The sequence below is a fragment of the Microbacterium sp. NPDC079176 genome, assembly GCF_040686675.1.
Lineage (GTDB): Bacteria > Actinomycetota > Actinomycetes > Actinomycetales > Microbacteriaceae > Microbacterium.
On sequence record NZ_JBFBLM010000007.1, the window covers coordinates 91423 to 112349 of the forward strand.

The 20927-nt window shown below is 68.1% G+C and carries 18 protein-coding genes and 1 tRNA gene; 12 read left to right on the forward strand and 7 right to left on the reverse strand.

Annotated features, from left to right (window positions below; translation table 11 throughout):
- The first annotated feature begins 114 nt into the window (after positions 1-114).
- The gene (locus AB0P11_RS17065; protein ID WP_363523170.1) at positions 115-1845 is read left to right on the forward strand and encodes a sodium:proton antiporter; all 1731 of its coding nucleotides are present in this window, start codon (positions 115-117) and stop codon (positions 1843-1845) included.
- A gap of 63 nt (positions 1846-1908) precedes the next feature.
- Here AB0P11_RS17065 and AB0P11_RS17070 read toward each other — a convergent pair whose 3' ends face one another.
- From AB0P11_RS17070 to AB0P11_RS17090, 5 genes are all read right to left on the reverse strand, one after another.
- The gene (locus AB0P11_RS17070; RefSeq protein WP_053097738.1) at positions 1909-3336 is read right to left on the reverse strand and encodes a dicarboxylate/amino acid:cation symporter; all 1428 of its coding nucleotides are present in this window, start codon (positions 3334-3336) and stop codon (positions 1909-1911) included.
- A gap of 144 nt (positions 3337-3480) precedes the next feature.
- Positions 3481-3819: a hypothetical protein gene (locus tag AB0P11_RS17075; RefSeq protein WP_053097737.1), complete on the reverse strand. Its 339-nt coding sequence runs from the start codon at positions 3817-3819 to the stop codon at positions 3481-3483.
- 127 nt (positions 3820-3946) lie between these two features.
- Entirely contained in the window at positions 3947-4177 is a 231-nt protein-coding gene (locus AB0P11_RS17080) for a helix-turn-helix transcriptional regulator (protein ID WP_053097736.1), read from the reverse strand.
- Positions 4174-4809, reverse strand: a complete 636-nt coding sequence (locus tag AB0P11_RS17085) for a hypothetical protein (RefSeq protein WP_363523173.1) — start codon at positions 4807-4809, stop codon at positions 4174-4176. The genes AB0P11_RS17080 and AB0P11_RS17085 overlap by 4 nt, the downstream gene beginning before the upstream one ends.
- Before the next feature lie 2 nt (positions 4810-4811).
- Positions 4812-5432, reverse strand: a complete 621-nt coding sequence (locus AB0P11_RS17090) for a DUF2975 domain-containing protein (protein ID WP_056279323.1) — start codon at positions 5430-5432, stop codon at positions 4812-4814.
- Positions 5433-5658: 226 nt separating this feature from the next.
- Here AB0P11_RS17090 and AB0P11_RS17095 point away from each other — a divergent pair, with 226 nt between their 5' ends.
- The 4 genes from AB0P11_RS17095 (at position 5659) to AB0P11_RS17110 (ending at position 10171) form a co-directional block, all read left to right on the forward strand.
- The gene (locus AB0P11_RS17095; protein WP_053097733.1) at positions 5659-8184 is read left to right on the forward strand and encodes an ATP-dependent Clp protease ATP-binding subunit; all 2526 of its coding nucleotides are present in this window, start codon (positions 5659-5661) and stop codon (positions 8182-8184) included.
- A 124-nt stretch (positions 8185-8308) separates the two neighbouring features.
- Entirely contained in the window at positions 8309-8812 is a 504-nt protein-coding gene (locus AB0P11_RS17100; RefSeq protein ID WP_042539928.1) for an amino-acid N-acetyltransferase, read from the forward strand.
- Positions 8813-8821: 9 nt separating this feature from the next.
- The gene (locus tag AB0P11_RS17105) at positions 8822-9481 is read left to right on the forward strand and encodes a hypothetical protein (protein WP_072591878.1); all 660 of its coding nucleotides are present in this window, start codon (positions 8822-8824) and stop codon (positions 9479-9481) included.
- A 279-nt stretch (positions 9482-9760) separates the two neighbouring features.
- Entirely contained in the window at positions 9761-10171 is a 411-nt protein-coding gene (locus AB0P11_RS17110) for a dehydrogenase (RefSeq protein WP_363523179.1), read from the forward strand.
- Positions 10172-10422: 251 nt separating this feature from the next.
- Here the strand turns inward: AB0P11_RS17110 and radA are convergent, their stop codons facing one another.
- Positions 10423-11790 carry a DNA repair protein RadA gene (gene radA, locus AB0P11_RS17115; RefSeq protein ID WP_285364454.1) on the reverse strand — a complete coding sequence of 456 codons (1368 nt, stop codon included), beginning with the start codon at positions 11788-11790 and terminating at the stop codon, positions 10423-10425.
- A 100-nt stretch (positions 11791-11890) separates the two neighbouring features.
- Here radA and AB0P11_RS17120 point away from each other — a divergent pair, with 100 nt between their 5' ends.
- The 5 genes from AB0P11_RS17120 (at position 11891) to cydC (ending at position 18561) form a co-directional block, all read left to right on the forward strand.
- A complete protein-coding gene (locus AB0P11_RS17120) occupies positions 11891-12571 on the forward strand; it encodes an ArsR family transcriptional regulator (RefSeq protein WP_053097728.1) in 681 nt (226 codons plus the stop codon).
- A gap of 93 nt (positions 12572-12664) precedes the next feature.
- On the forward strand, positions 12665-14080 hold the full coding sequence (locus AB0P11_RS17125; RefSeq protein WP_053097727.1) for a cytochrome ubiquinol oxidase subunit I: 1416 nt from the start codon (positions 12665-12667) through the stop codon (positions 14078-14080).
- A 14-nt stretch (positions 14081-14094) separates the two neighbouring features.
- Positions 14095-15117 carry a cytochrome d ubiquinol oxidase subunit II gene (cydB, locus tag AB0P11_RS17130; protein WP_056279330.1) on the forward strand — a complete coding sequence of 341 codons (1023 nt, stop codon included), beginning with the start codon at positions 14095-14097 and terminating at the stop codon, positions 15115-15117.
- A 106-nt stretch (positions 15118-15223) separates the two neighbouring features.
- Positions 15224-16891: a thiol reductant ABC exporter subunit CydD gene (gene cydD / locus AB0P11_RS17135; RefSeq protein WP_363523183.1), complete on the forward strand. Its 1668-nt coding sequence runs from the start codon at positions 15224-15226 to the stop codon at positions 16889-16891.
- Entirely contained in the window at positions 16888-18561 is a 1674-nt protein-coding gene (gene cydC, locus AB0P11_RS17140; RefSeq protein WP_363523185.1) for a thiol reductant ABC exporter subunit CydC, read from the forward strand. The genes cydD and cydC overlap by 4 nt, the downstream gene beginning before the upstream one ends.
- A gap of 291 nt (positions 18562-18852) precedes the next feature.
- Here cydC and AB0P11_RS17145 read toward each other — a convergent pair whose 3' ends face one another.
- Positions 18853-19629 carry a hypothetical protein gene (locus tag AB0P11_RS17145; protein WP_363523187.1) on the reverse strand — a complete coding sequence of 259 codons (777 nt, stop codon included), beginning with the start codon at positions 19627-19629 and terminating at the stop codon, positions 18853-18855.
- Between the two features lie 146 nt (positions 19630-19775).
- Here AB0P11_RS17145 and AB0P11_RS17150 point away from each other — a divergent pair.
- Together AB0P11_RS17150 and AB0P11_RS17155 are read left to right on the forward strand one after the other, a co-directional pair.
- Positions 19776-19865: transfer RNA gene (locus tag AB0P11_RS17150), tRNA-Ser, on the forward strand.
- Between the two features lie 606 nt (positions 19866-20471).
- Positions 20472-20774, forward strand: a complete 303-nt coding sequence (locus AB0P11_RS17155; RefSeq protein ID WP_056279497.1) for a hypothetical protein — start codon at positions 20472-20474, stop codon at positions 20772-20774.
- Positions 20775-20927 lie beyond the last annotated feature (153 nt).

Sequence of the window (20927 nt, forward strand, 5' to 3'; positions counted from 1 at the left end):
GGCCGGCTGCGCCCCGTGACCGACGCGGCTGCGCCCCGCGACCGACGCCGCTGCGCCCCGTGACCGACGCGGCTGCGCCCCGAGACCGACGCGGGAGGGCAGTACTTTAGGGGCATGGATGCCGAGATCTTCTACGTGCTCGTCGGTGCTGTCGTGGTGGCCGCGATCGCCCGATGGCGCGGCTGGCCGGCGCCGCTCCTCGTCACTGTCGTGGCGCTCGCGGCATCCTTCCTGCCCTTCGTGCCGGATGTCGAGATCGACGGCCATCTGCTGCTGAACCTCGTGCTGCCGCCGCTGCTCTACTCGGCGGCCCTGGACGTCTCGTTCGTCGGCTTCAAGCGCAGCCTCCCGCAGATCCGCCGGCTCGGCATCTGGCTCGTGCTGCTCACGGCGCTCGCGGTGGGGTTCGTGGCCTGGTGGATCATGCCGTCGCTGACCCTGCCGGGCGCCCTGCTGCTCGGCGCGATCGTGGCGCCGCCGGATGCGGTGTCGGCCGCCGCGATCGGCCGCAAGCTCGGTCTGCCGCGCCGCATCATGACGGTGCTCTCGGGCGAGAGTCTGATCAACGATGCGACCTCGTTGACGCTGTACCGCGTGTTCGCGGCGATCCTCGCGGGCGCGACCGTCTCGGTGTGGGGCGGCGTGGGACAGTTCCTGCTGGCCGTCGCCGTGGGTGTCGCGATCGGACTCGTCTTCGGGATCCTGCTGCATCAGCTCCGCATGCGGATCAACGATGCGGTCGTGATCGGGACCTTCGGCCTGCTCGCACCGTTCGGCGCCTATGCGATCGCCGAGCACCTGCTGGGTTCCGGAGTGCTCGCGGTCGTCGCGATGGGCCTGTACGTCGGATACAACTCGCCTCGCACCGACTACACGACCCGCCAGCAGGAGAAGCCGCTCTGGCTGTCGGCGGATCTGCTGCTCGAGAGCTTCGTGTTCGCGTACATCGGTCTGCAGTTCCCCCGGGTGCTCCGCGACCTCGGCAGTGAGTCCGTCGAGCAGATCCTCGTGCTGTCGGGCATGGTGCTGCTGGTCGTGCTCGTGGTGCGTCCGCTGTACATCTATCCGACGAGCGCGTGGGCGAACTTCCAGGACCGCAAGCGCCTTCAGCGCTGGGATCGCGGCGTCGAGAACGGCGAGTTCGAGAAACGTCACGAGAAGTCCCGGCGGTGGGGGCAGTTCACGGCCGACGAGCTGCGCACGCACATCGTGCGCGACCAGATGGCCGGGCTGCAGCTGACCTGGAAGGACAGCGCGGTGATCTCATGGGCCGGTATGCGCGGCGTCGTGACGCTCGCGATCGCTCTCGCGGCCGCCGATCTCGCGACGCTCGACGAAGAGGCCTCGCACGCGATCGTCGTGGTGGCGTTCGTGGTGACCGTGGGCACGCTGCTGCTGCAGGGGCTCACGCTGCCGATGCTGATCCGCCGCCTCGGGATCGAGGGAGACGTCGATCACGATGACGATCAGCGTGCGCTCGCCGCGGTGCGGGAGAAGAGCCGAGAGGCCGGCAAGGCGTTCCTGGCCGAGAAGCGCGTCGAGTGGGAGGCCAAGTACGGCGAGGTCGACCTGGGAGTGTTCGATGCGTTCACGAAGCGCATGACCCGCGTCGAGAAGGACACCGACGACGCGCAGCAGGTCGAGGATGCCGCAGCTCGCCCGTCCTTCGACGACCTGGCTGCCCTGAGCCGGGGATGGCTGCAGGTGCGCCGCGACATCCTTCTCGCGGAGAGGGACGCGGGCAACCTCGATGAAGAGCTCATGCGCGAGCTGATGACGGCGATGGATGCCGAGGAGCTCGCGCTCGACACCCGCGGTGCCACCCGCCAGCAGGGTCGCGCATAGCGGGAGACGGACGAGCGCCCCGCCCCGGAAGGGACGAGGCGCTCGGGCGGTGACGGAGAGAGGTCAGCGGGTGCTGGCCGGCTCGGTCTCGGATGCCGCGGCATCCGCCTCGGGTGCGTCGTCGTCGGCCGAGTCGTCGGCGAACGGCAGGCCCTCGCGGGGCGCGTTGTAGAGCTCCTCGTCGAGGATCCCCTCGCGCTTGGCGACGATGGTGGGCACGAGCGCCTGGCCCGCGACGTTGACCGCGGTGCGGCCCATGTCGAGGATCGGGTCGATCGCGAGCAGCAGGCCGACGCCCTCGAGCGGCAGGCCGAGCGTCGACAGCGTCAGGGTGAGCATCACGGTCGCGCCCGTGGTGCCCGCGGTGGCTGCCGAGCCGACGACTGAGACGAGCACGATCAGCAGGTACTGCACGAGGGTGAGTTCGATGCCGAAGAACTGCGCGACGAAGATCGCGGCGATGGCCGGATAGATGGCGGCGCAGCCGTCCATCTTGGTGGTCGCGCCGAACGGCACGGCGAAGGAGGCGTACGAGCGGGGAACGCCGAGGTTGCGCTCGGTCACGCGCTCGGTGAGGGGCAGGGTGCCGATCGATGAGCGGCTGACGAACGCCAGCTGCACGGCGGGCCAGACGCCCGAGAAGTACTGCCTGATCGACAGGCCGTTGGTCTTCACGAGCACCGGGTAGACGACGAAGAGCACCAGAGCGAGACCGATGTACACGGCGATCGCGAACCAGCCGAGCGAGGCGAGCTTCTCCCAGCCGTACTCGACGACCGCGGCGCCGATCAGGCCGAAGGTGCCGATGGGGGCGATGCGGATGATCCACCACAGCACGCGCTGGATGACCTTGAGCAGCGACTCCGTGAACGCGAGGAAGGGCTCGGCCTTCTTACCGGCCTTGAGCGCCGCGATGCCGACGGCGACCGCGATCACGATGACCTGCAGGATGTTGAAGTTGACGCTCGAGGAGAACGTGCCCTCGGTCGCGCCGGGGTTGGTGCTGACGCTGAGGCCGAGGAAGTTCTGCGGGATCAGACCGAGCAGGAAGTTCCACCAGGTGCCCACGGTGTAGGGCGCGCTCGGGGCGAGGTCGTCGCCGGCGCGCGACCCGGGCTGGATCACGAGTCCGAGCACGATGCCGATGCTCACGGCGATGAACGCGGTGATCGCGAACCACAGCAGCGTCTGACCGGCCAGTCGTGCGGCGTTCTGGACGCGCCGCAGGTTCGAGATGCTCGCCACGATCGCGGTGAAGATCAGCGGCACGACGGCTGTGCGCAGCAGCGTGACGTACGAGCTGCCGATCGTGTCGAGGGTGGCCGAGAGGCCGTTTGGCTCGTCGCCGGTCGCTCCGAGCTGACGGGCGATCAGGCCGGCGGCGATGCCGAGGACGAGTGCGGCGAGGATCTGGAAGCCGAACGACGTCAGCAGCTTCCGGACGGGACCGCGGGTGTCTGGCGCCTTCGTGGCGCGGACGGTGGTGCTCATTGGATCGGGGACTCCAGAATCGGTGCGCGCCGTGTGCGCGCTATCCGTCCACGCTAGGAGCCGCGCCCGCGACCGGAGGCGGAGATGACGAAGGATGACGGATGCCGCAGCATCCGTCATCCTTCGGGGTCGGCCCGGCGGGGGTCAGCCCGCGCACTTCTCCAGGTTGTCGGTGAGGATCTGCGTGGTGAGTGCCTTGTCCTCTTCGCTGGACTGCTTGTCCTCGCCATTGGCGATGTAGGTGAGGGTCTCATTGCTCAGGTCGGAGTCGACGAGGGCGTCGGCGAAGCAGGTCGCGACGTCGTCCGTCACGACATCACCGAGTCCCTGCTCTTCGTAGACCTTCTGGATGCCGTCGGCGACGTCGTCGACCGCGGGGCGGGAAGTTCCCCCGCAGGCGGCCAGCGAGAAGGCGAGTGCGGCGATGGGCAGAGCCATGAGGATGCGGGAGGGTGTGCGCAGGTTCCGGTCGTTGAGCTTCATGCGGTCAACGCTATCGACCCACAGGAGATTCATAGAAGGGGTTGCGCTGAGCATGCCGTCCGTGATGCTGTCCCGCGGCCGTCACCCGAGGGCGGTCATCGAAACAGGAGCCCCCATCGCGGTCCCCCTACGCGAGCACCAGCAGGTCGCCGACCTCGCAGTCGAGCGCGTCGCAGATCGCGCGCAGGGTCGAGTACCGGATCGCCCGCGCGCGGTCGTTCTTGAGCACCGACAGGTTGACGATGCTCACCCCGACGCGTGCGCTCAGCTCGGTCAGCGTCATCCCTCGCTCGGCGAGCAGCTCGTCGAGTCGGCAGTGGATGCCGGTGAGCTCGTCGTCGTTCTCCGCCGGGCTCATACGAGACCCCGAGTCTCATCCTCGAGGGCCGCGTTCGTGCGCTGCAGGCGGATGCCCTGACGGAACGCTGCTGCGATGAGGCCCACCGCGACGCCGGTCGCGAAGATCGGGACGATGGACCAGAAGTCGATCGGATGCACCGGCTCGCCCGTGCCGATGCCCACCGCAGCGGACACCCCGTTCAGCCCCAGTTTCTCGAGCAGCACGATGAACATCGGAGCGAGCACGAGGGTCCAGCCGATCGCGTCGAAGGCCCGTGCGTTGCTCCGCACGAAGAAGCGTCCGCGGAGGAAGTTCCAGGCGACGAGCATCACGCCGACGATGACGATCAGCGGGGCGAGCGCCCAGAGGACGAGAGAGCCGATGATCGCTGCGGTCGAAGCGGCGTCCACCCCGGTGGCGAACACCATCGCCTCCCGAGCGATCCCCTCGACCGACGCGGATCCTGAGCCGACGGTCGCGTCGATCGGCTGCTCGTCGATCGGAATGGACCACGCGATACCTTGATCTCGGAAGGTCCCGAGCACGCGGAGGACGGTGCTGATCGCGGTCACGACCAGAGCGGCTGCGCCGAAGAGGATCACGGTGATCGCATCCGCGGTCTGCGAACGTGTCGCGGTGGTCGTGCTCATCATCAGACGAGCCCGTCCGTGTCGCGCTGCAGCCGGTCGCCGATCACGAAGACCGTGCTGATGAGGGCGAGGACGAAGGCCCCGAGGACGAACGTGAACGGCTCGACGCTGATCACGGCGTTGTCCACCCCGTTGTCGGTGATCCTGGCGACCGTCGCGTTGGCCAGCATGTTGTCGAAGAAGCGCACGGTGGCGAACCCGACCAGGCCGGCGATCCCGGCGGTCGCGACGAGAGCGGTGTTGCGGCGGCTGAAGACGCGGCCGGTCAGCACGCTCCGCGCCAGCAGGATCAGGCATCCGATGACGAGGACGATCGTGAGGATCTGCGCGACCTGCCCGATGATGCCGGGCACGGCGGCGATCGCCGGAAGCTGCGGGGCGGTGATGATCGCACTGTCGAGACCGACCGTGATGGAGTCGCCGGTGCTGAGGGGCAGCTCGACAGGCGCCGTCGAGCCGACGAACTCGACCAGCACGGGCACGTCGACCCCGCGAGCCAGTTCGATGATGCGGATGATCGAGAACACCGTGATGTAGGCGGCGATCAGTGCTCCTGCGATGCAGAAGCCGATCAGGGCTCCGGAATCGCCGCGAGAGATCGTGCGGTCCTTCGTCGAGGTCATCGTCCACTCCTTATCGAGAGTCGTTATTACCGATAATCGTTAACATAACGACTGTCGATAAGTCCGTCAACCCCGGTGGTCCAGGAGACGCGTCACCGGCGGTCACGGCACTATGCCGACGGCGAACACGGGCATACTGCCTGCGCACGGTGGTTACTCTCGATGTACAAGCGCTTCACGCGTCTTCGCCAGTGTCGAACAACACGTGCGAATAAGGAGTCACAGCATGTTCGAGAGATTCACGGACCGAGCCCGTCGAGTGGTCGTCCTCGCCCAAGAAGAGGCGAAGATGCTCAACCACAACTACATCGGCACTGAGCACATCCTGCTCGGCCTCATCCACGAGGGTGAGGGTGTCGCAGCCAAGGCGCTCGAAAGCCTCGGCATCTCCCTTGACGCCGTCCGCGAGCAGGTGCAGGACATCATCGGTCAGGGCCAGCAGCAGCCCACCGGTCACATCCCGTTCACGCCGCGCGCCAAGAAGGTGCTCGAGCTCAGCCTCCGCGAGGCCCTGCAGCTCGGTCACAACTACATCGGAACCGAGCACATCCTGCTCGGCCTCATCCGCGAGGGCGAGGGGGTCGCAGCCCAGGTCCTCGTCAAGCTCGGCGCCGACCTGAACAAGGTCCGCCAGCAGGTCATCCAGCTGCTCTCGGGTGCCCCCGGACGCGAGCCGGCAGCCGTCGGCGCGCAGTCGAACGACACCCCGAGCGCCCAGGGCGGCTCGCAGGTGCTCGACCAGTTCGGCCGCAACCTCACGCAGGCCGCGCGCGACAACAAGCTCGACCCGGTCATCGGGCGCGAGAAGGAGATCGAGCGGGTCATGCAGATCCTGTCTCGCCGCTCCAAGAACAACCCCGTCCTGATCGGCGAGCCCGGCGTCGGCAAGACCGCCGTCGTCGAGGGCCTCGCTCAGGCGATCGTCAAGGGCGATGTGCCCGAGACGCTGAAGGACAAGCAGCTCTACTCGCTCGACCTCGGCTCGCTCATCGCCGGTTCCCGCTACCGCGGTGACTTCGAAGAGCGTCTCAAGAAGGTCACCAAGGAGATCCGCACGCGCGGCGACATCATCGTCTTCATCGACGAGATCCACACCCTCGTGGGTGCGGGTGCCGCCGAGGGCGCGATCGACGCGGCCAGCATCCTCAAGCCGCTCCTCGCTCGTGGCGAGCTCCAGACCATCGGCGCCACCACCCTCGACGAGTACCGCAAGCACTTCGAGAAGGATGCCGCTCTCGAGCGCCGCTTCCAGTCGATCCAGGTGAACGAGCCGAGCCTCCCTCACACGATCAACATCCTCAAGGGGCTGCGCGACCGGTACGAGGCGCACCACAAGGTGCAGATCACCGACGGCGCGATCGTCGCGGCATCGAACCTCGCCGACCGCTACGTGTCGGACCGCTTCCTGCCCGACAAGGCCATCGACCTGATCGACGAGGCCGGCGCACGCCTGCGCCTCAGCATCCTGTCGAGCCCGCCCGAGCTGCGCGAATTCGACGAGAAGATCGCCAAGGTCCGCGAGCAGAAGGAAGTCGCATCCGAGGACCAGGACTTCGAGAAGGCCGCATCGCTGCGCGACGAGGAGAAGAGCCTCCTCGCCGAGCGCCTGCGCCTCGAGAAGCAGTGGCGTTCGGGTGACGTCGCGACCGCTGCGGTCGTCGACGAGGGTCTGATCGCCGAGGTGCTCGCACAGGCCACCGGCATCCCGGTCTTCAAGCTGACGGAAGAGGAGTCCTCGCGACTCGTCTTCATGGAGAAGGCGCTGCACCAGCGCGTCATCGGTCAGGAAGAGGCCATCGCGGCGCTCTCCAAGACGATCCGCCGTCAGCGCGCCGGCCTCAAGGACCCGAAGCGTCCCTCGGGCTCGTTCATCTTCGCCGGCCCCACGGGTGTCGGAAAGACCGAGCTCGCCAAGGCGCTCGCCGAGTTCCTGTTCGACGACGAAGCGGCTCTCATCTCGCTCGACATGAGCGAGTTCGGTGAGAAGCACACCGTCTCGCGTCTGTTCGGTGCCCCTCCCGGGTTCGTCGGATTCGAAGAGGGCGGCCAGCTCACCGAGAAGGTGCGCCGCAAGCCGTTCAGCGTGGTGCTGTTCGACGAGATCGAGAAGGCCCACCCGGACATCTTCAACTCGCTGCTGCAGATCCTCGAAGAGGGTCGCCTGACCGATGGTCAGGGCCGCGTGATCGACTTCAAGAACACCGTCATCATCATGACCACCAACCTCGGTGCGCGTGACATCGCCGGTGGTCCGGTCGGATTCCAGATCGAGGGCGTCAACTCGACGAACTACGAGCGGATGAAGGGCAAGGTCAACGAAGAGCTCAAGCGCAACTTCAAGCCCGAGTTCCTCAACCGTGTCGACGACATCATCGTGTTCCCGCAGCTGTCGAAGGAAGAGCTGGTGCAGATCGTCGATCTGTTCACGAAGCGCCTCGGCGAGCGTCTGCTCGACCGCGACATGACGATCGAGCTCTCGCAGGCCGCCAAGGAGCGTCTCATCGAGATCGGGTTCGACCCGGCGCTCGGTGCCCGTCCGCTGCGTCGCGCGATGCAGCACGAGGTCGAGGACCGTCTGTCCGAGAAGATCCTGCACGGCGAGCTGAACCCCGGCGACCACGTGAAGGTCGACGCGAAGGACGGCGAGTTCCTCTTCGAGCACGGTCCCCGTGGCGAGAAGGTCGCGGTCGGCGTCAACACCGGTGGAGCGATCTCCGGCACCCCCGACCTGGCGGTCGCCAGCGGGGAGTGACCTGATCACAGAAGGGGCGGATGCTGCGGCATCCGCCCCTTCTGCGTGTCCGGGGGACTCCAGCACTCCGGCATTCCGGGCTCGCTCAGGGTCTGGGGAGGTGACGGGTTCTAGGCTTGACGGTGTGAGCGAGTACATCGTCCGGCCTGCGCGCAGCGCCGACATCATCGGCATCCGGAACCTTCTGCAGCCGATGGTCGAGCAGCGCATCCTGCTCGGCAAGGATCTCGCTGTGCTCTACGGCGCCGTGCAGGAGTTCGTCGTGGCCGAAGCCGACGGCGAGCTGATCGGATGCGGTGCGCTGCACGTCTTCTGGGAGGACCTCGGCGAGGTGCGCACCCTCATGGTCCGCGGGGACTGGCTGCACCACGGCGTCGGCGGCGCGATCGTCGGCGCGCTCGAAGAGCAGGCTCGCGAGCTCGGGCTCAGCCGACTGTTCTGCCTGACCTTCGAGGTCGACTTCTTCGGTCGCCGCGGATACTCGATCATCGGCGAACAGGTCGTCGACCCCGACGTCTACTCTCAGCTGCTGCGCAGCGGCGACGCGGGTGTCGAGGAGTTCCTCGATCTCGCGCATGTCAAGCCGAACACGCTCGGCAACACCAGGATGCTGAAGAGCCTCAACTAACCTGAATCAATGCCTCGCCACTCCGCCGCCGTCTATCGTCGCCGACGATTGGTGACCCTCGTCGCGGCGATCCTGCTCGTCGCCGTCATCGGCGCCGCGGTGTGGCTGCTCCTGGCACGCCCGTGGGCCAGCGCCGCCGAGGCGACGCCCTCGCCGAGCGCCTCGGCCTCGGGATCCCCGTCGCCGGATGCCACGACCTCCGAGCCACCCGCAGCCGAGTCGCCGTCTCCTGAGCCGTCGGCCGATGAGACACCCGGGATCGTCGCGTGCGAGGCCACGGACGTCGAGGTGGCGGCCGTGACGGATGCCGATTCGTACGATCCCGGGGTGCTGCCGCAGCTGTCGATCTCGCTGACGAACCGCGGGTCGACCGACTGCGCGATCGACGTGGGGTCGACGACTCAGCGGATGACGGTGTCGAGCGGCACCGATGTCTGGTGGACGTCGACCGATTGCCAGGAGAACCCGAGCAGCATGGTCGCGACGCTCACCGCCGGCGCGACCGTGACGAGCAAGGTGCCGGTCACCTGGGACCGCACGCGCTCGAGCGTCGAGACCTGCGCGGACGAGAATCGGCCGCGAGCTCCCGGCGGCGGAGCGTCGTATCACGTCGCTGTCGAGATCGGCGGCTTCAAGGGCACGACGACGAAGCAGATCCTCCTCTATTGAGGCAAAAACTAGCCAAAGGTCTTGAATACAGTCCTGCACTCAGTTTCGGGTGACACTGCTGTTTCTTTGGGATACCATTGGAGTGACCCTCGCAGACTTGCGGCGCATGCCATCCCCAGTGGCGTCGAGCACAGCGTCCCCAGCGCTTCGACATGCCGCCCGAGGGTCCGTGGGCCCTCTCGAGTACCCCAGTCCCCAATGGATGACTCGAGAGGGCCCCTTTCTTCTCCGGGCTCGGTTTCGGACCGCGCTGCGGCATCCGCTGAATATGCTGGATGCATGGCAGCGAAGAAGTCGAAATCCGCGAAGAGCAAGCCCGCACCTGAGGATTTCCGGTCGGATGCCCTCGCCCAGGCGTTGGAGAAGCAGGACATCGCGGCGGTCGCTCTCGCACTGCGCCACGGCACCACCGTCGTGCCGCTCGTGAAGCCCGGCGCCCGCGACAATCCACTCGACAGCGGCGAGGTCTGGACCTATCGCGACCCCAACTCGGGCGATCTGGCGCTGCTGCTGTTCAGCGATGCCAAGAACAAGCCGGTGAACCTCCCGCCAGGGGTCGGCATCTACAGCGCTGAGTGGCTGCGGAAGTTCCTCGGCGCGCACCCGATCACCACGGTATTCCTCGACATCGCGGGACCGCACCCGATGCAGGCCTCTCCCGAGGAACTGCTCAAGGCCCTCGACGCCTGAGTAGCGGCGCGAGCTCGCGTGCTCTCGCGACCGGCGCAGGACCCACGGCCCGTGCCGGGTCACTTTCGCATCGGATGATCTGTGCGGGGTCAGTTTCGCATCCCGATCGCCCGTTTGGGGTGCGGAAGTGGCCCCGCTTGACGGTGCGGTGGGGAAATGGCCCCGCGGTGCGGTGCGGTGCGGTGCGGATGTGGCCCCGCTGACGGTGTTCGACCCGGCTGAGCGCGGGACAGGCGCTCATCGCCGCGAGCTCAGAACGGCGGGATGTCGGCTTCGCTGCGCCTGCTCGTGTTCCGCGCACGCACGTCGTTGAGCGCCGCACGCAGCGTCTTCGAGCGGTCGTCGACCACCTGGTCGTAGCCCAGCCGCGACGCCTCGGACCGACGCTGCGCCGACTGGGTGACGGGGCGGATCTCGCCGGCGAGGCTGAGCTCTCCGACGGCGGCGACCGTGCGAGGCACCGAGATCTGCTGGATCGACCCCGCCACGGCGATCGCGATCGCGAGGTCGGCCGCAGGCTCGGTGAAACGCACCCCGCCGACGGTCGAGACGTAGACGTCGAGGTTGCTCGTCTTGATGCCGGCGCGGCGTTCGAGGATCGCGAGCACCATCGCGACACGCGACGAATCGAGTCCGTGCACCACTCGACGGGGATTCGGCGCGGTGGTGGTGATCGTCAGCGCCTGCACCTCGACCGGCAGCGCCCTGCGGCCCTCGAGCGAGATCGCGACGCAGGTTCCCGGCTCGGTGGCACCCTGTGAGAGGAAGAGACCGGACGGGTCGGGCACCTCGGAGATGCCCGCACCCGTCATCTCGAAGCAGCCGACCTCGTCGGTCGGACCGAAGCGATTCTTCAGCGCGCGGATGAAACGCAGCGACGTCTGACGGTCGCCCTCGAAGTGGCAGACGACGTCGACGAGATGCTCGAGCACGCGCGGCCCGGCGACGGTGCCGTCTTTCGTCACGTGCCCGACGAGGATGACGGGCAGCCCGCGGTCCTTCGCGACGCGGATCAGCGTGGCCGCCACTTCTCGGACCTGGCTCGGCTGACCGGCCGCGCCGTCGATGAGCGACGACGACACGGTCTGCACCGAGTCGACGATCACGAGCTGCGGGGCGACCTCGTCGATGTGGCCGAGGATCGTCGCGAGGTCGGTCTCGCTCGCCAGGTACAGCTCGTCGTGCAGCGCGCCTGTGCGCTCGGCGCGCAGGCGCACCTGTGCCGGAGACTCCTCGGCGCTCGCATAGAGCACCCGACGGCCGGAGCGGGCGGCTTGAGCGGCGACCTCGAGCAGCAGCGTCGACTTGCCCACACCTGGTTCTCCGCTGAGCAGGATCGCCGCGCCGGGAACGATGCCCCCGCCGAGCACGCGGTCGAACTCGCCGACCCCGCTCGTGCGACGTGGAGCGTCTTCGGTGGTGATCTGCGTGATCGGTCGCGCGGCCTTCGCCGCGGTCGGCGCGAGCGGCGTGATCCGGCTCAGGATGCCCGTCTGGGTGCCCTGCTCCTGCACCGTTCCCCACTGCTGGCACTCGGCGCAGCGACCCACCCACTTGGCGGTCGTCCACCCGCATTCGGTGCAGACGTACGCAGGAGCAGCGGGTTTTCGGGTGGCCATGCAGCCAGGCTATCGCCGAGATCAGACATCCCTATCGCCTGGGGCATTATTCACGGCCGAACCACCCCATGGCGCCGAGCCCCCGCGGGATACTGGATCCATGGCCAACGGCGGGCCCGTCTGCGGGCCGATCTCGACCTTCTCGCGAGTGCAGATCCTGCACGCGCTGTTCGAAGGCGGCCCCCGCATCGATGGCGACGCCGAGCACGACGGCGGACCCGTGCGGACCCGCGGGGAGCGCACGATCGGCGAGCTGTGCGAGGCCACCGGCCTGCATCCCAACACGGTTCGCGAGCACCTGCAGCGCCTCATCGAAGGCGGCTACGTCATCCAGGCCAGTGAGCGCCGCACGACTCGCGGCCGTCCGCGCACGCTGTACAGCGCAGTGACCGGTGCGGCGGATGCCTCGAGTCCCATCGCCCGCGACAAGGCGAAGGCGGCCGCCGTCCGCGGCGATCTGCTGCGTCGGGTCCTGCCTGCGTCGGCATCCTCTCTCGGTCGCGATGCGACCTACCAGCTTGACGCCCTGATCGAACACTTGGAGGAGAGCGGCTTCGAGCCCGTCGTCGATGACGAGCAGCTCACCGTCGATCTCAGCCCGTGCCCGCATGCCGCGGGTCGCGCCGAAGACCGTCCGATGCTGTGCTCCGTGCACCTCGGCCTCATGCAGGGGGTGCTCACCGAAGCCGGTGGGCCGCTCGCCGCCGAGGCCGTTCGCACCTCCGCCCTGCCGGCGGACTGCACCGTGCAGCTGCGTCTGACGGAGATGTCCGCCGCCTAGGCGCGCATCTGCCTTATTCACGGTCGGCGGCCCATCGGGGGCGGCAGGCCCGTCGTTAGCGTGGCACCCAGGGCACGGAAGAAGGAGTGGCTCATGGAATGGTTGGACCCGCTGGTCCTGTCTCGATGGCAGTTCGGTCTCACGACCGTCTATCACTACCTGTTCGTGCCGCTGACGATCGGCATGGCGCTCGTCGCCGCGATCTTCCAGACCGCGTGGGTGCGCACCGGCAAGGTGCAGTACCTGCACCTCACCCGGTTCTTCGGCAAGATCTTCCTCATCAACTTCGCCATGGGCGTCGTGACGGGCATCGTGCAGGAGTTCCAGTTCGGCATGAACTGGTCGGACTACTCGCGCTTCGTCGGCGACGTCTTCGGCGCCCCGCTCGCGTTCGAGGGGCTGCTCGCCTTCTTCTTCGAGGCCACGTTCATCGGCCTCTGGATCTTCGGATGGGACAAGCTGCCGCAGAAGCTGCACCTCGCCACGATCTGGTGCGTCTCGATCGGCAGCATCCTCTCGGCGTACTTCATCATCGCCGCGAACGCCTTCATGCAGAACCCGGTCGGGTACGTCTTCAACCCCGAGACCAACCGCGCCGAGCTCACCGACTTCTGGGCGCTGCTGACCAACCCGGTCGCGCTCGCCGCCTTCCCGCACACCATCTTCGGCGCGCTGATGTTCGCCGCCGGCGTCGTGATCTCGGTCTCGGCCTGGCACCTGGCACGCGGACAGCACTTCGACACCATGCGCATCTCGCTGAAGTTCGGCCTGTGGGCGATGATCTTCTCGACCGCCGGGGTCGTGCTCACGGGTGACCAGCTGGGCCTCGCGATGTATGCCGCTCAGCCGATGAAGATGGCGGCCGCCGAGGCGACCTTCAACACGGTGTGCGGCCCGGACGCCTCCTTCAGCCTCTTCACGCTGGGCACCCCCGACGGCAGCTCCGAGCTGTTCTCGATCCGCGTGCCGTACCTGCTGTCGCTGCTGTCGACCCACACGTTCGACGCGTGCGTGCACGGCATCAACGACCTCAACGCCGAGTACGCCACCACCTTCGCCGACACCGGACTCACCGAGTTCGCTCCGATCCTCTGGGTCACGTACTGGGCGTTCCGCTGGATGATCGGCCTCGGCATGGCCGCCGCCCTCGTCGCCGTGGTCGGCCTCTGGGTCACCCGCAAGGGCGCAAAGAACCCGCCGGCGCCGTGGATGTGGAAGCTCGCGATCTGGTCGTTCCCGCTCGCGCTCGTCGCCAACATCATGGGCTGGGTCTTCACCGAGATGGGCAGGCAGCCCTGGATCGTCTTCGGACTCATGACCACGCAGGACGGCGTCTCGCCGGGCGTCAGCGGCGTCGAGGTGCTGATCTCGCTGATCGCCTTCACCGCGATCTACGCCGCGCTCGCCGTGGTCGAGATCCGCCTCATCATCCGTGCGGCCCAGAAGGGTCCGGACACCGAAGAGCAGCCCCACGAGGAGACGGCCCAGCTGCCGTCCGTCGTGTACTGAGAAAGGGATCAGTCATGGAATACATGTGGTTCTGGATCGTCGCCTTCCTCTTCGTCGGCTACTTCGTGCTCGACGGGTTCGACTTCGGCGTGGGCATGTCGCTGCCGTTCCTCGGCAAGAACGACGTCTCGCGTCGCCAGGTCATCAACACGATCGGCCCCATCTGGGATCTCAACGAGACCTGGGTGATCGTCGCCGGCGCCTGCCTGTTCGCGTCGTTCCCCGAGTGGTACGCGACGCTGTTCAGCGGGTTCTACCTGCCGCTGCTGCTGATCCTGCTCGCGCTGATCCTGCGCGGGGTGTCGTTCGAGTACCGGCACCAGCGTGAGGGCGCGCAGTGGAAGCGCGGCTTCGACCGGATGATCGTGATCGGCTCGGCCGTGCCCGCGCTGCTGTGGGGTGTCGCGTTCGGCAACATCGTGCAGGGCGTGGCGATCGACGAGAACCACATCTACGTGGGCGGGTTCTTCGCACTGCTGAACCCGTATTCGCTGCTCGTCGGCATCACGACGCTGCTGCTGTTCTTCCTGCACGGCGTGCTGTTCGTCTCGCTCAAGACCGACGGCCAGGTGCACGCGGACGCTCGTCGTCTGGTCAAGCTCGCCGCCGGGCCGACGGTGCTCGCCGCCGCTGGCACCGTGCTCTGGACGATCGGCATCGCCTGGGATCGCGAGTCTCCGCTCATGCTGATGGTCATCGGATGCGGGCTCGTCGCGGCGCTCGCCCTGATCGCGTCGGTGCTCTTCTCGATGCGCGGACGTGACGGACGGGCCTTCACGGCGGGCGCCGTCACCGTGGCATCCGCTGTCGTGATGCTGTTCGCGGCGCTGTTCCCCTACGTGATGCCGTCGACGATCGACCCGGCCTTCAGCCTCACGATCGAGAACGCCTCGAGCACGCCGTATACGCTGACGATCATGAGCTGGACCGCCCTGATCGCCCTGCCGCTGGTGCTCGCGTACCAGACCTGGACGTACTGGATCTTCCGCAAGCGCGTCACCCGCAGCTCGATCGAGGGGGCTCCGGCGCACGCGTGAGACACGACTTCTGCTCCGGTCGCAGTTCGCGCCGCCTCTCTGATCGGGGAGCGGCACGAACTGCGACCGGAGCGACCTGTCGGGCCCTCGCTGCGGAGATGGCGCGATGAAGCCGGTCGACATCCGGCTGCTGCGGTATGCGAGCGCCGCCCGCGGATTCCTGCTGCTCTCCGGCGCGATCGGGGTCGCGCAGACCGCGGTGACCATCGCGTTCGCGTGGATGCTGACGGATGCCGTCACCGGCGCGCTCGCCGGGCGCGATGTCACGGCATCCCTGCTCTGGCTGCTCGGACTCGCGGCCCTGCGTGGCGTGCTGATCGCGGCCTCGGATGCCGCCGGGACCCGCGCCGCGGCGAAGACGGGGATGCAGTTGCGCGCCGCGTTGATCGGCGCCGTCGGTCGCCTCGGGCCGAGCTGGCTCGCGCAGCGCAATCAGGCGGAGCTCGCCGTCACCGCGGGACACGGGCTCGAAGCTCTCGACTCGTACTTCGCCCGGTACATCCCGCAGCTGGTGCTGACGGTCATCGCGACGCCGGTTCTGGTGGCCGTGATGTGGTGGCAGGACTGGCCGAGCGGGCTCACCGCGATCATCACGCTGCCGCTCATCCCGCTGTTCCTGATCCTCATCGGCATCGCCACCCGCACGGTGCAGCGCAAGCAGTGGCAGACGCTGCAGCGGCTCGCCGCGCGCTTCGCCGACACAGTGCAGGGCCTCTCGACGCTGCGCCTCTTCGGACGTGAGCGCCGCGCCGCTGCGCAGATCGAGCAGACGGCCGACGACTACCGCCGCGAGACCATGAAGGTGTTGAGGTTCTCGTTCCTCTCGGGCTTCTCGATGGAGTTGTTGGCTTCGATCGCGGTGGCTCTGATCGCGGTGGCGGTCGGATTCCGGCTGCTCTCGGGCGACCTGTCGCTCGAGGTCGGACTGTTCGTGCTGCTGCTCGCGCCCGAGGCGTTCCTGCCGATCCGCCAGGTCGGAGTGCAGTTCCATGCGGCAGCCGAGGGGGTTGCGGCGACCGAGGATGTGTTCGAGGTGCTCGACGCGGCCGGGGCTCGGGAGGTCGGCGTTCACAATTCAGCACGGAACCGTGGCACGGTGTCGGGAGAAGAGCTGAGCGCTGGTTTTGGCCGTGTTCATGCTGAATTGCGAACGGGCGACGCGCGAGACCTCGTCGTCTCCGGTCTGCGCGTGCGCGATCTGCCGCCGGTCTCGTTCGCAGCCGAGCCGGGAACCATCACGCTGATCGAGGGGCCGAGCGGCGCAGGCAAGTCGAGTCTGCTCGCGGCTCTGCGCGGTGCCGTCGAGTTCGAAGGCTCGGCTGCGGTCGCCGGAGTCGATGTGCGAGGTCGCGCGCCGTCGGAGTGGCTGGCCTGGAGCGGACAGCGCCCTCAGCTGAGTCGCGGCACGATCGCCGCGAATGTGGCGCTGGGGGATCCGGCACCGGATGCCGACGGCATCCGCCGTGCCCTGGATGAGGCGTGCGCGAACGACCTCGACCCTGCGCTCGAGCTGGGTGTGCAGGGCAGCGGGCTCTCGGGCGGACAGGCGCAGCGGGTCGCGGTCGCGCGGGCGCTGTATCGCCAGGCGCAGCGCCCCGACGCCGTGCTGGCGCTCGATGAACCGTCCAGTGCCTTGGACCCGGAGACCGAGCAGCGTCTGTGGAACTCACTGCGTGCGAGGGCGGATGCCGGGGCGACGGTGCTGCTCGTCTCGCACCGCCGGTCGGCACGGGACGTGGCCGATCAGGTCGTCGAACTGGGGGTGGGCGTGTGAGCGGCGCCAGCTCCGCCGCGCGTGTGCGCGGCATCCTGCGTCTCGCGCAACCGCCGCTTCGTCGCTTCCTCCCGGGCGCGATCTGGGGCTTCCTGTCGGCGGGGGCCGCGGTGAGCCTGCTCGCAGTGAGCGGCTGGCTCATCGTCAGCGCCTCGATCGTCGACTCGCTCGTGCCGCTGTCGATCGCCGTGGTGGGCGTGCGGTTCTTCGCGGTCTCGCGCGCCGTCACCCGCTATCTCGAGCGGCTGAGCGGACACGACGCGGCGCTGCGGCAGCTCGCGTCGACCCGCGCCGACATGGTGCGGCGGCTGACTCCGCTGTCGCCTGCCGGACTCGGACGCACCGACCGCGGGCGGGTGCTGTCGGCTCTGGTCGACGACGTCGAGAATCTGCAGAACCTGCCGCTGCGCGTGGTTCAGCCGCTCGCGGTGGCGGGGCTCGTGGCGCTCGGTGCAGTGGGGTTCCTCGCGTTCGTGTCGCTACCGGCTGCCCTGACCCTGGCCGCCTGTCTGGTGATCGCCGCAGCCGCGGCGATCGGACTCGGGTGGCTGTTCGGGTCGCGCGCCGAGGCCGCTGTCTCGCGTCGTCGAGGCGACCTGTCGGCGGCGCTCACCGACTACTTCGGCTCGCTCGACGTGCTGCTCACCTACGGAGCAGAGCCGCAGGCCCGCGAGCGGGTGCGGCAGGCGGATGCCGAGCTCCGCCGCGCCGTCGGCACAGCATCGCTGGCACAGGCGATCGCGGCGGGGGCCGTCTCTGCGGTGGCGGGCGCCGCATCGGTCTGGGCGCTGGCTGTCGCGGCGCCGGGCCTGCAGACCGGCGCGATCGACGGCCCGTGGCTGGCCGTCGCCGTGCTGGTGCCCATGGTCGTGTTCGAGGTGTTCGGCGCCGTGCCGATCGCCGCGGCATCCTGGCGCAGTGTGCGGTCGAGCGCCGAGCGCATCGACGACGTGCTTCCTTCCGAGGTGCCCTCCGAGTTGCGGTCCGACGATGGTGACGATGCCGAGATCGACGGCGTTCCCGCGCTGCGGCTGCGAGGCGTACGGGCGTGGTGGCCGGGCGGGGCGCCCGCGCTGCGCGGAGTCGATCTCGATCTGCATCCGGGCGAGCGTGTGCTCGTGTCGGGACCGAGCGGTGCGGGGAAGAGCTCGCTGGCCGCAGCGCTCGTCGGATTCCTGCGGGTCGAGGGTGAGTATTCCGTCGGCGGCATGGATGCATCGGCGCTCTCGGGTCCTGCGCTACGCCGCACGATCGGGCTGTGCGAGCAGAGTCCGCAGCTGTTCGACGAGGACATCCGGCAGAATCTGCTGTTCGCCCGTGACTCGGCGACCGACGACGAGCTGCTCGCCGTGCTCGACAGAGTCGGACTCGGCTCGTGGGTGCGCGAGCGTGGGGGACTGGATGCGCGAGTCGGCGACCGTGGTGGCCTCGTGTCGGGCGGTCAGGCGCAGCGCATCGCCCTGGCTCGAGCTCTGCTGCGCGGCTTCCCGGTGCTCGTGCTCGACGAGCCGACGGCGGGAGTCGACCCGGACGCATCCGATGCTCTGCTGCGTGATCTGCTGCAGGCGGCGGGGGAGCAGTCGGTACTGCTGATCTCGCATGTCGCTCCACCTGCGGGAACCGTTGACAGGGTCGTCAGGTTGGAAGACGGACGCACGGTTTCGGGGTGAGTCGGGGGGCCGTCGTCCCGTCCGTGGGGCCGGCGTGCTGGCACAAGTTCGGATGATGGGGGCGCCGCGCCGTGGCATCCGTCGTCCCGTCCGGTGTGTCGGTCTCGGGGTCCGAAGGTGTGCTCGCTGCGGCGGCGAAGTTCTCCGTGCATAGCGTCCGTTTGCTGGACCTGGGCATGGATGCCGGGTCGAGAACCGGGCTCTGGTCCTGCAGACGTGCTTCGGCCCTGCAGACGGTCAGTCGACGGAGTGGGCGGACGCTACCGGGGCGGGGCGCTCCGGGATCGCGAATCAGACGTTGAGGTCTGCGCGCGGCTCCATCACGATGCCCTGGGCCTCGAAGACGCGGCGGCGCTCTTCGATGCGGCGGTGCAGCTCGATCTGTGCGTCGTCGACGAGCTGCGGCTCGAGCGCGACGGTGGCCGGGCGCGGGTCGCCGTGGTTGGCCTCGATGTAGGCGTCGAGCTCGGGGCCCGAGGTCCACGACGTGATGAGGGCGTAACGCGGGGTCGTGCCCCGGTGCCAGACCGCGTGCCAGAAGCGCTGGGTGTCGACGATGATGCGGGACCCCTCGCGCAGCGGCAGGCGGATCTCGGTCGCTGGGTCGAAGCGGTCAGAGCGCAGGAGCAGCAGCGAGTCGGTGTCGTCCGAGAGGTTGTAGTAGCCGCGCACGACCCAGCCGGTGCCGTCTTCATTGAGGCGGTTGTTGTCGTCCTGGTGCAGGTTGTAGACGGCATCGGCGTACTCGTTGGGCTGCAGCTCGATGACGCGGCAGCGGCCCACGCCGGCGCCGGGTTCGAGGGCGCGGCGCTGCAGGGTCGGGGCGATCGCGACCTGCGACTCGATCCAGACGCCGTCCTTGTCGGAGCGCGGAGGGGTGTGGTTCCAGAACCCGTTGCACTCGATCGCGCCGGCATAGCTCGCGAGCGGGGCGAAGCGGGTGACGCCCGACGAGCGCCAGCCGATGTACTCGAGGTCAAGCCACTCGGCAGGGTCGGACGCCTGGTCATGGTCATCGAGCACGACATAGCCGGTCTCTGCCAGTGCCTCTGATGTGATGAAGCCCATTGCGTCCCCTCCGTGCCGATGCCTTAGGCCATCCTAACCAGGCGGCTCGATGGCCGACGGGGAGCGCAACCGGACAAAAGCCCGCACCGGTACTCGCCTGACTGCTCGATTCGCGCCGTGGCGCGGGTTGTCGTAAGCTAGTCCGCGGTGACGTGTCCGAGCGGCCGAAGGTGCAACACTCGAAATGTTGTGTAGGTTAATCCCTACCGTGGGTTCAAATCCCACCGTCACCGCCACCACGAAGGCCCCGACTCCCGGTGATTTGACCGGGAAGCGGGGCCTTCGTCTTGCACGAGCCCTGACGGCGCTAACCCAGCGGTAACGCGAGCCAAATCGTGGTTGTCGCCGCTGATCGACTCAGTGGGGTCGGCACCATCGCGACGAACATGCCGGACAGCACCCCGAACGTGGTGTATTCCGCCGTGCCTGCATCGGTCGCCCCGGGGTCGCTCATGCTCTTCAGTGTGCACGACCGTTCCTCAGCGGACCAGGGCGCCGAGTGGACGCAGATGATGAAGTCTCACGATCTACCGCATGATTCGTACGGCGGCTCTTCGAGGGTCGTCATCGTCACTGCCCAGATGATGTCGGTTCCGGTCATGTAGGTCACGGGATTCCCAGATGCCTGGGAGTCATAGTGTGGAGCGATGGACACTCGCATCCGCGCCCTCACGGTCGTTCCGGTCTGTCTGGTCGTTCTTGCCTCTGTGGTCACCGGCTGTACTTCGAGCGCAGCGCCGGAGCCGGTCGCACCAGAAACGACATCCGCATCGACGCCATCGGCGACGACAGCGCCTCCCGCGGGAGGATTCGCGTATCCCGATAAGACAGACCCCACTCAGGTGGCCATCGCTCTCAAGTACGGGGAAGGCAACGACCCCTCGGGCGAGATCATCGCGGGCCCCGCCGCGCTCGTCGAGGACCGACAGTTCACCATCGAGGGGCGGTGCGAGGGAGACGGCGTCGGGTTCGAAGTGGTGACCGCCGATGCCGAGAGGCGGGTACTCGCCGAGGGGGACTTCAGATGCGACGATCCGCCGACCGGCGAGTTCTCGTATCGGCTGCCGTACGCCGGTGTGGTGCAGGTGAACCTCCTGGATGCTGATGACGTCGATCGGGCATGGGTGCGCGTCGTTCAGCCCTGAGCCTCTTCAGCGGGTCGGTGACGGCTCGGGGAAGTAGTGCTTCTCACGGGGTTCGCCGTCGGTGTGCGCCCGCGCGGTCGCCTGGATCTCACGGTCGCGACCGGTCAGTCTCTGGGTCTGCTGTCGTCGGTACTCTCCCCAGGAGGGGACCAT

Excerpts from the sequence above, each read along its gene's own strand:
- AB0P11_RS17095 (WP_053097733.1), top strand. The coding sequence starts at position 5,659 with ATGTTCGAGAGATTCACGGACCGAGCCCGTCGAGTGGTCGTCCTCGCC.
- AB0P11_RS17120 (WP_053097728.1), top strand. The coding sequence starts at position 11,891 with ATGGCCAACGGCGGGCCCGTCTGCGGGCCGATCTCGACCTTCTCGCGA.
- AB0P11_RS17090 (WP_056279323.1), bottom strand. The coding sequence starts at position 5,432 with ATGACCTCGACGAAGGACCGCACGATCTCTCGCGGCGATTCCGGAGCC.
- cydD (WP_363523183.1), top strand. The coding sequence starts at position 15,224 with ATGAAGCCGGTCGACATCCGGCTGCTGCGGTATGCGAGCGCCGCCCGC.
- AB0P11_RS17075 (WP_053097737.1), bottom strand. The coding sequence starts at position 3,819 with ATGAAGCTCAACGACCGGAACCTGCGCACACCCTCCCGCATCCTCATG.
- AB0P11_RS17080 (WP_053097736.1), bottom strand. The coding sequence starts at position 4,177 with ATGAGCCCGGCGGAGAACGACGACGAGCTCACCGGCATCCACTGCCGA.
- radA (WP_285364454.1), bottom strand. The coding sequence starts at position 11,790 with ATGGCCACCCGAAAACCCGCTGCTCCTGCGTACGTCTGCACCGAATGC.
- AB0P11_RS17105 (WP_072591878.1), top strand. The coding sequence starts at position 8,822 with ATGCCTCGCCACTCCGCCGCCGTCTATCGTCGCCGACGATTGGTGACC.
- AB0P11_RS17110 (WP_363523179.1), top strand. The coding sequence starts at position 9,761 with ATGGCAGCGAAGAAGTCGAAATCCGCGAAGAGCAAGCCCGCACCTGAG.
- AB0P11_RS17145 (WP_363523187.1), bottom strand. The coding sequence starts at position 19,629 with ATGGGCTTCATCACATCAGAGGCACTGGCAGAGACCGGCTATGTCGTG.
- AB0P11_RS17085 (WP_363523173.1), bottom strand. The coding sequence starts at position 4,809 with ATGAGCACGACCACCGCGACACGTTCGCAGACCGCGGATGCGATCACC.
- AB0P11_RS17070 (WP_053097738.1), bottom strand. The coding sequence starts at position 3,336 with ATGAGCACCACCGTCCGCGCCACGAAGGCGCCAGACACCCGCGGTCCC.
- cydB (WP_056279330.1), top strand. The coding sequence starts at position 14,095 with ATGGAATACATGTGGTTCTGGATCGTCGCCTTCCTCTTCGTCGGCTAC.
- AB0P11_RS17065 (WP_363523170.1), top strand. The coding sequence starts at position 115 with ATGGATGCCGAGATCTTCTACGTGCTCGTCGGTGCTGTCGTGGTGGCC.
- AB0P11_RS17125 (WP_053097727.1), top strand. The coding sequence starts at position 12,665 with ATGGAATGGTTGGACCCGCTGGTCCTGTCTCGATGGCAGTTCGGTCTC.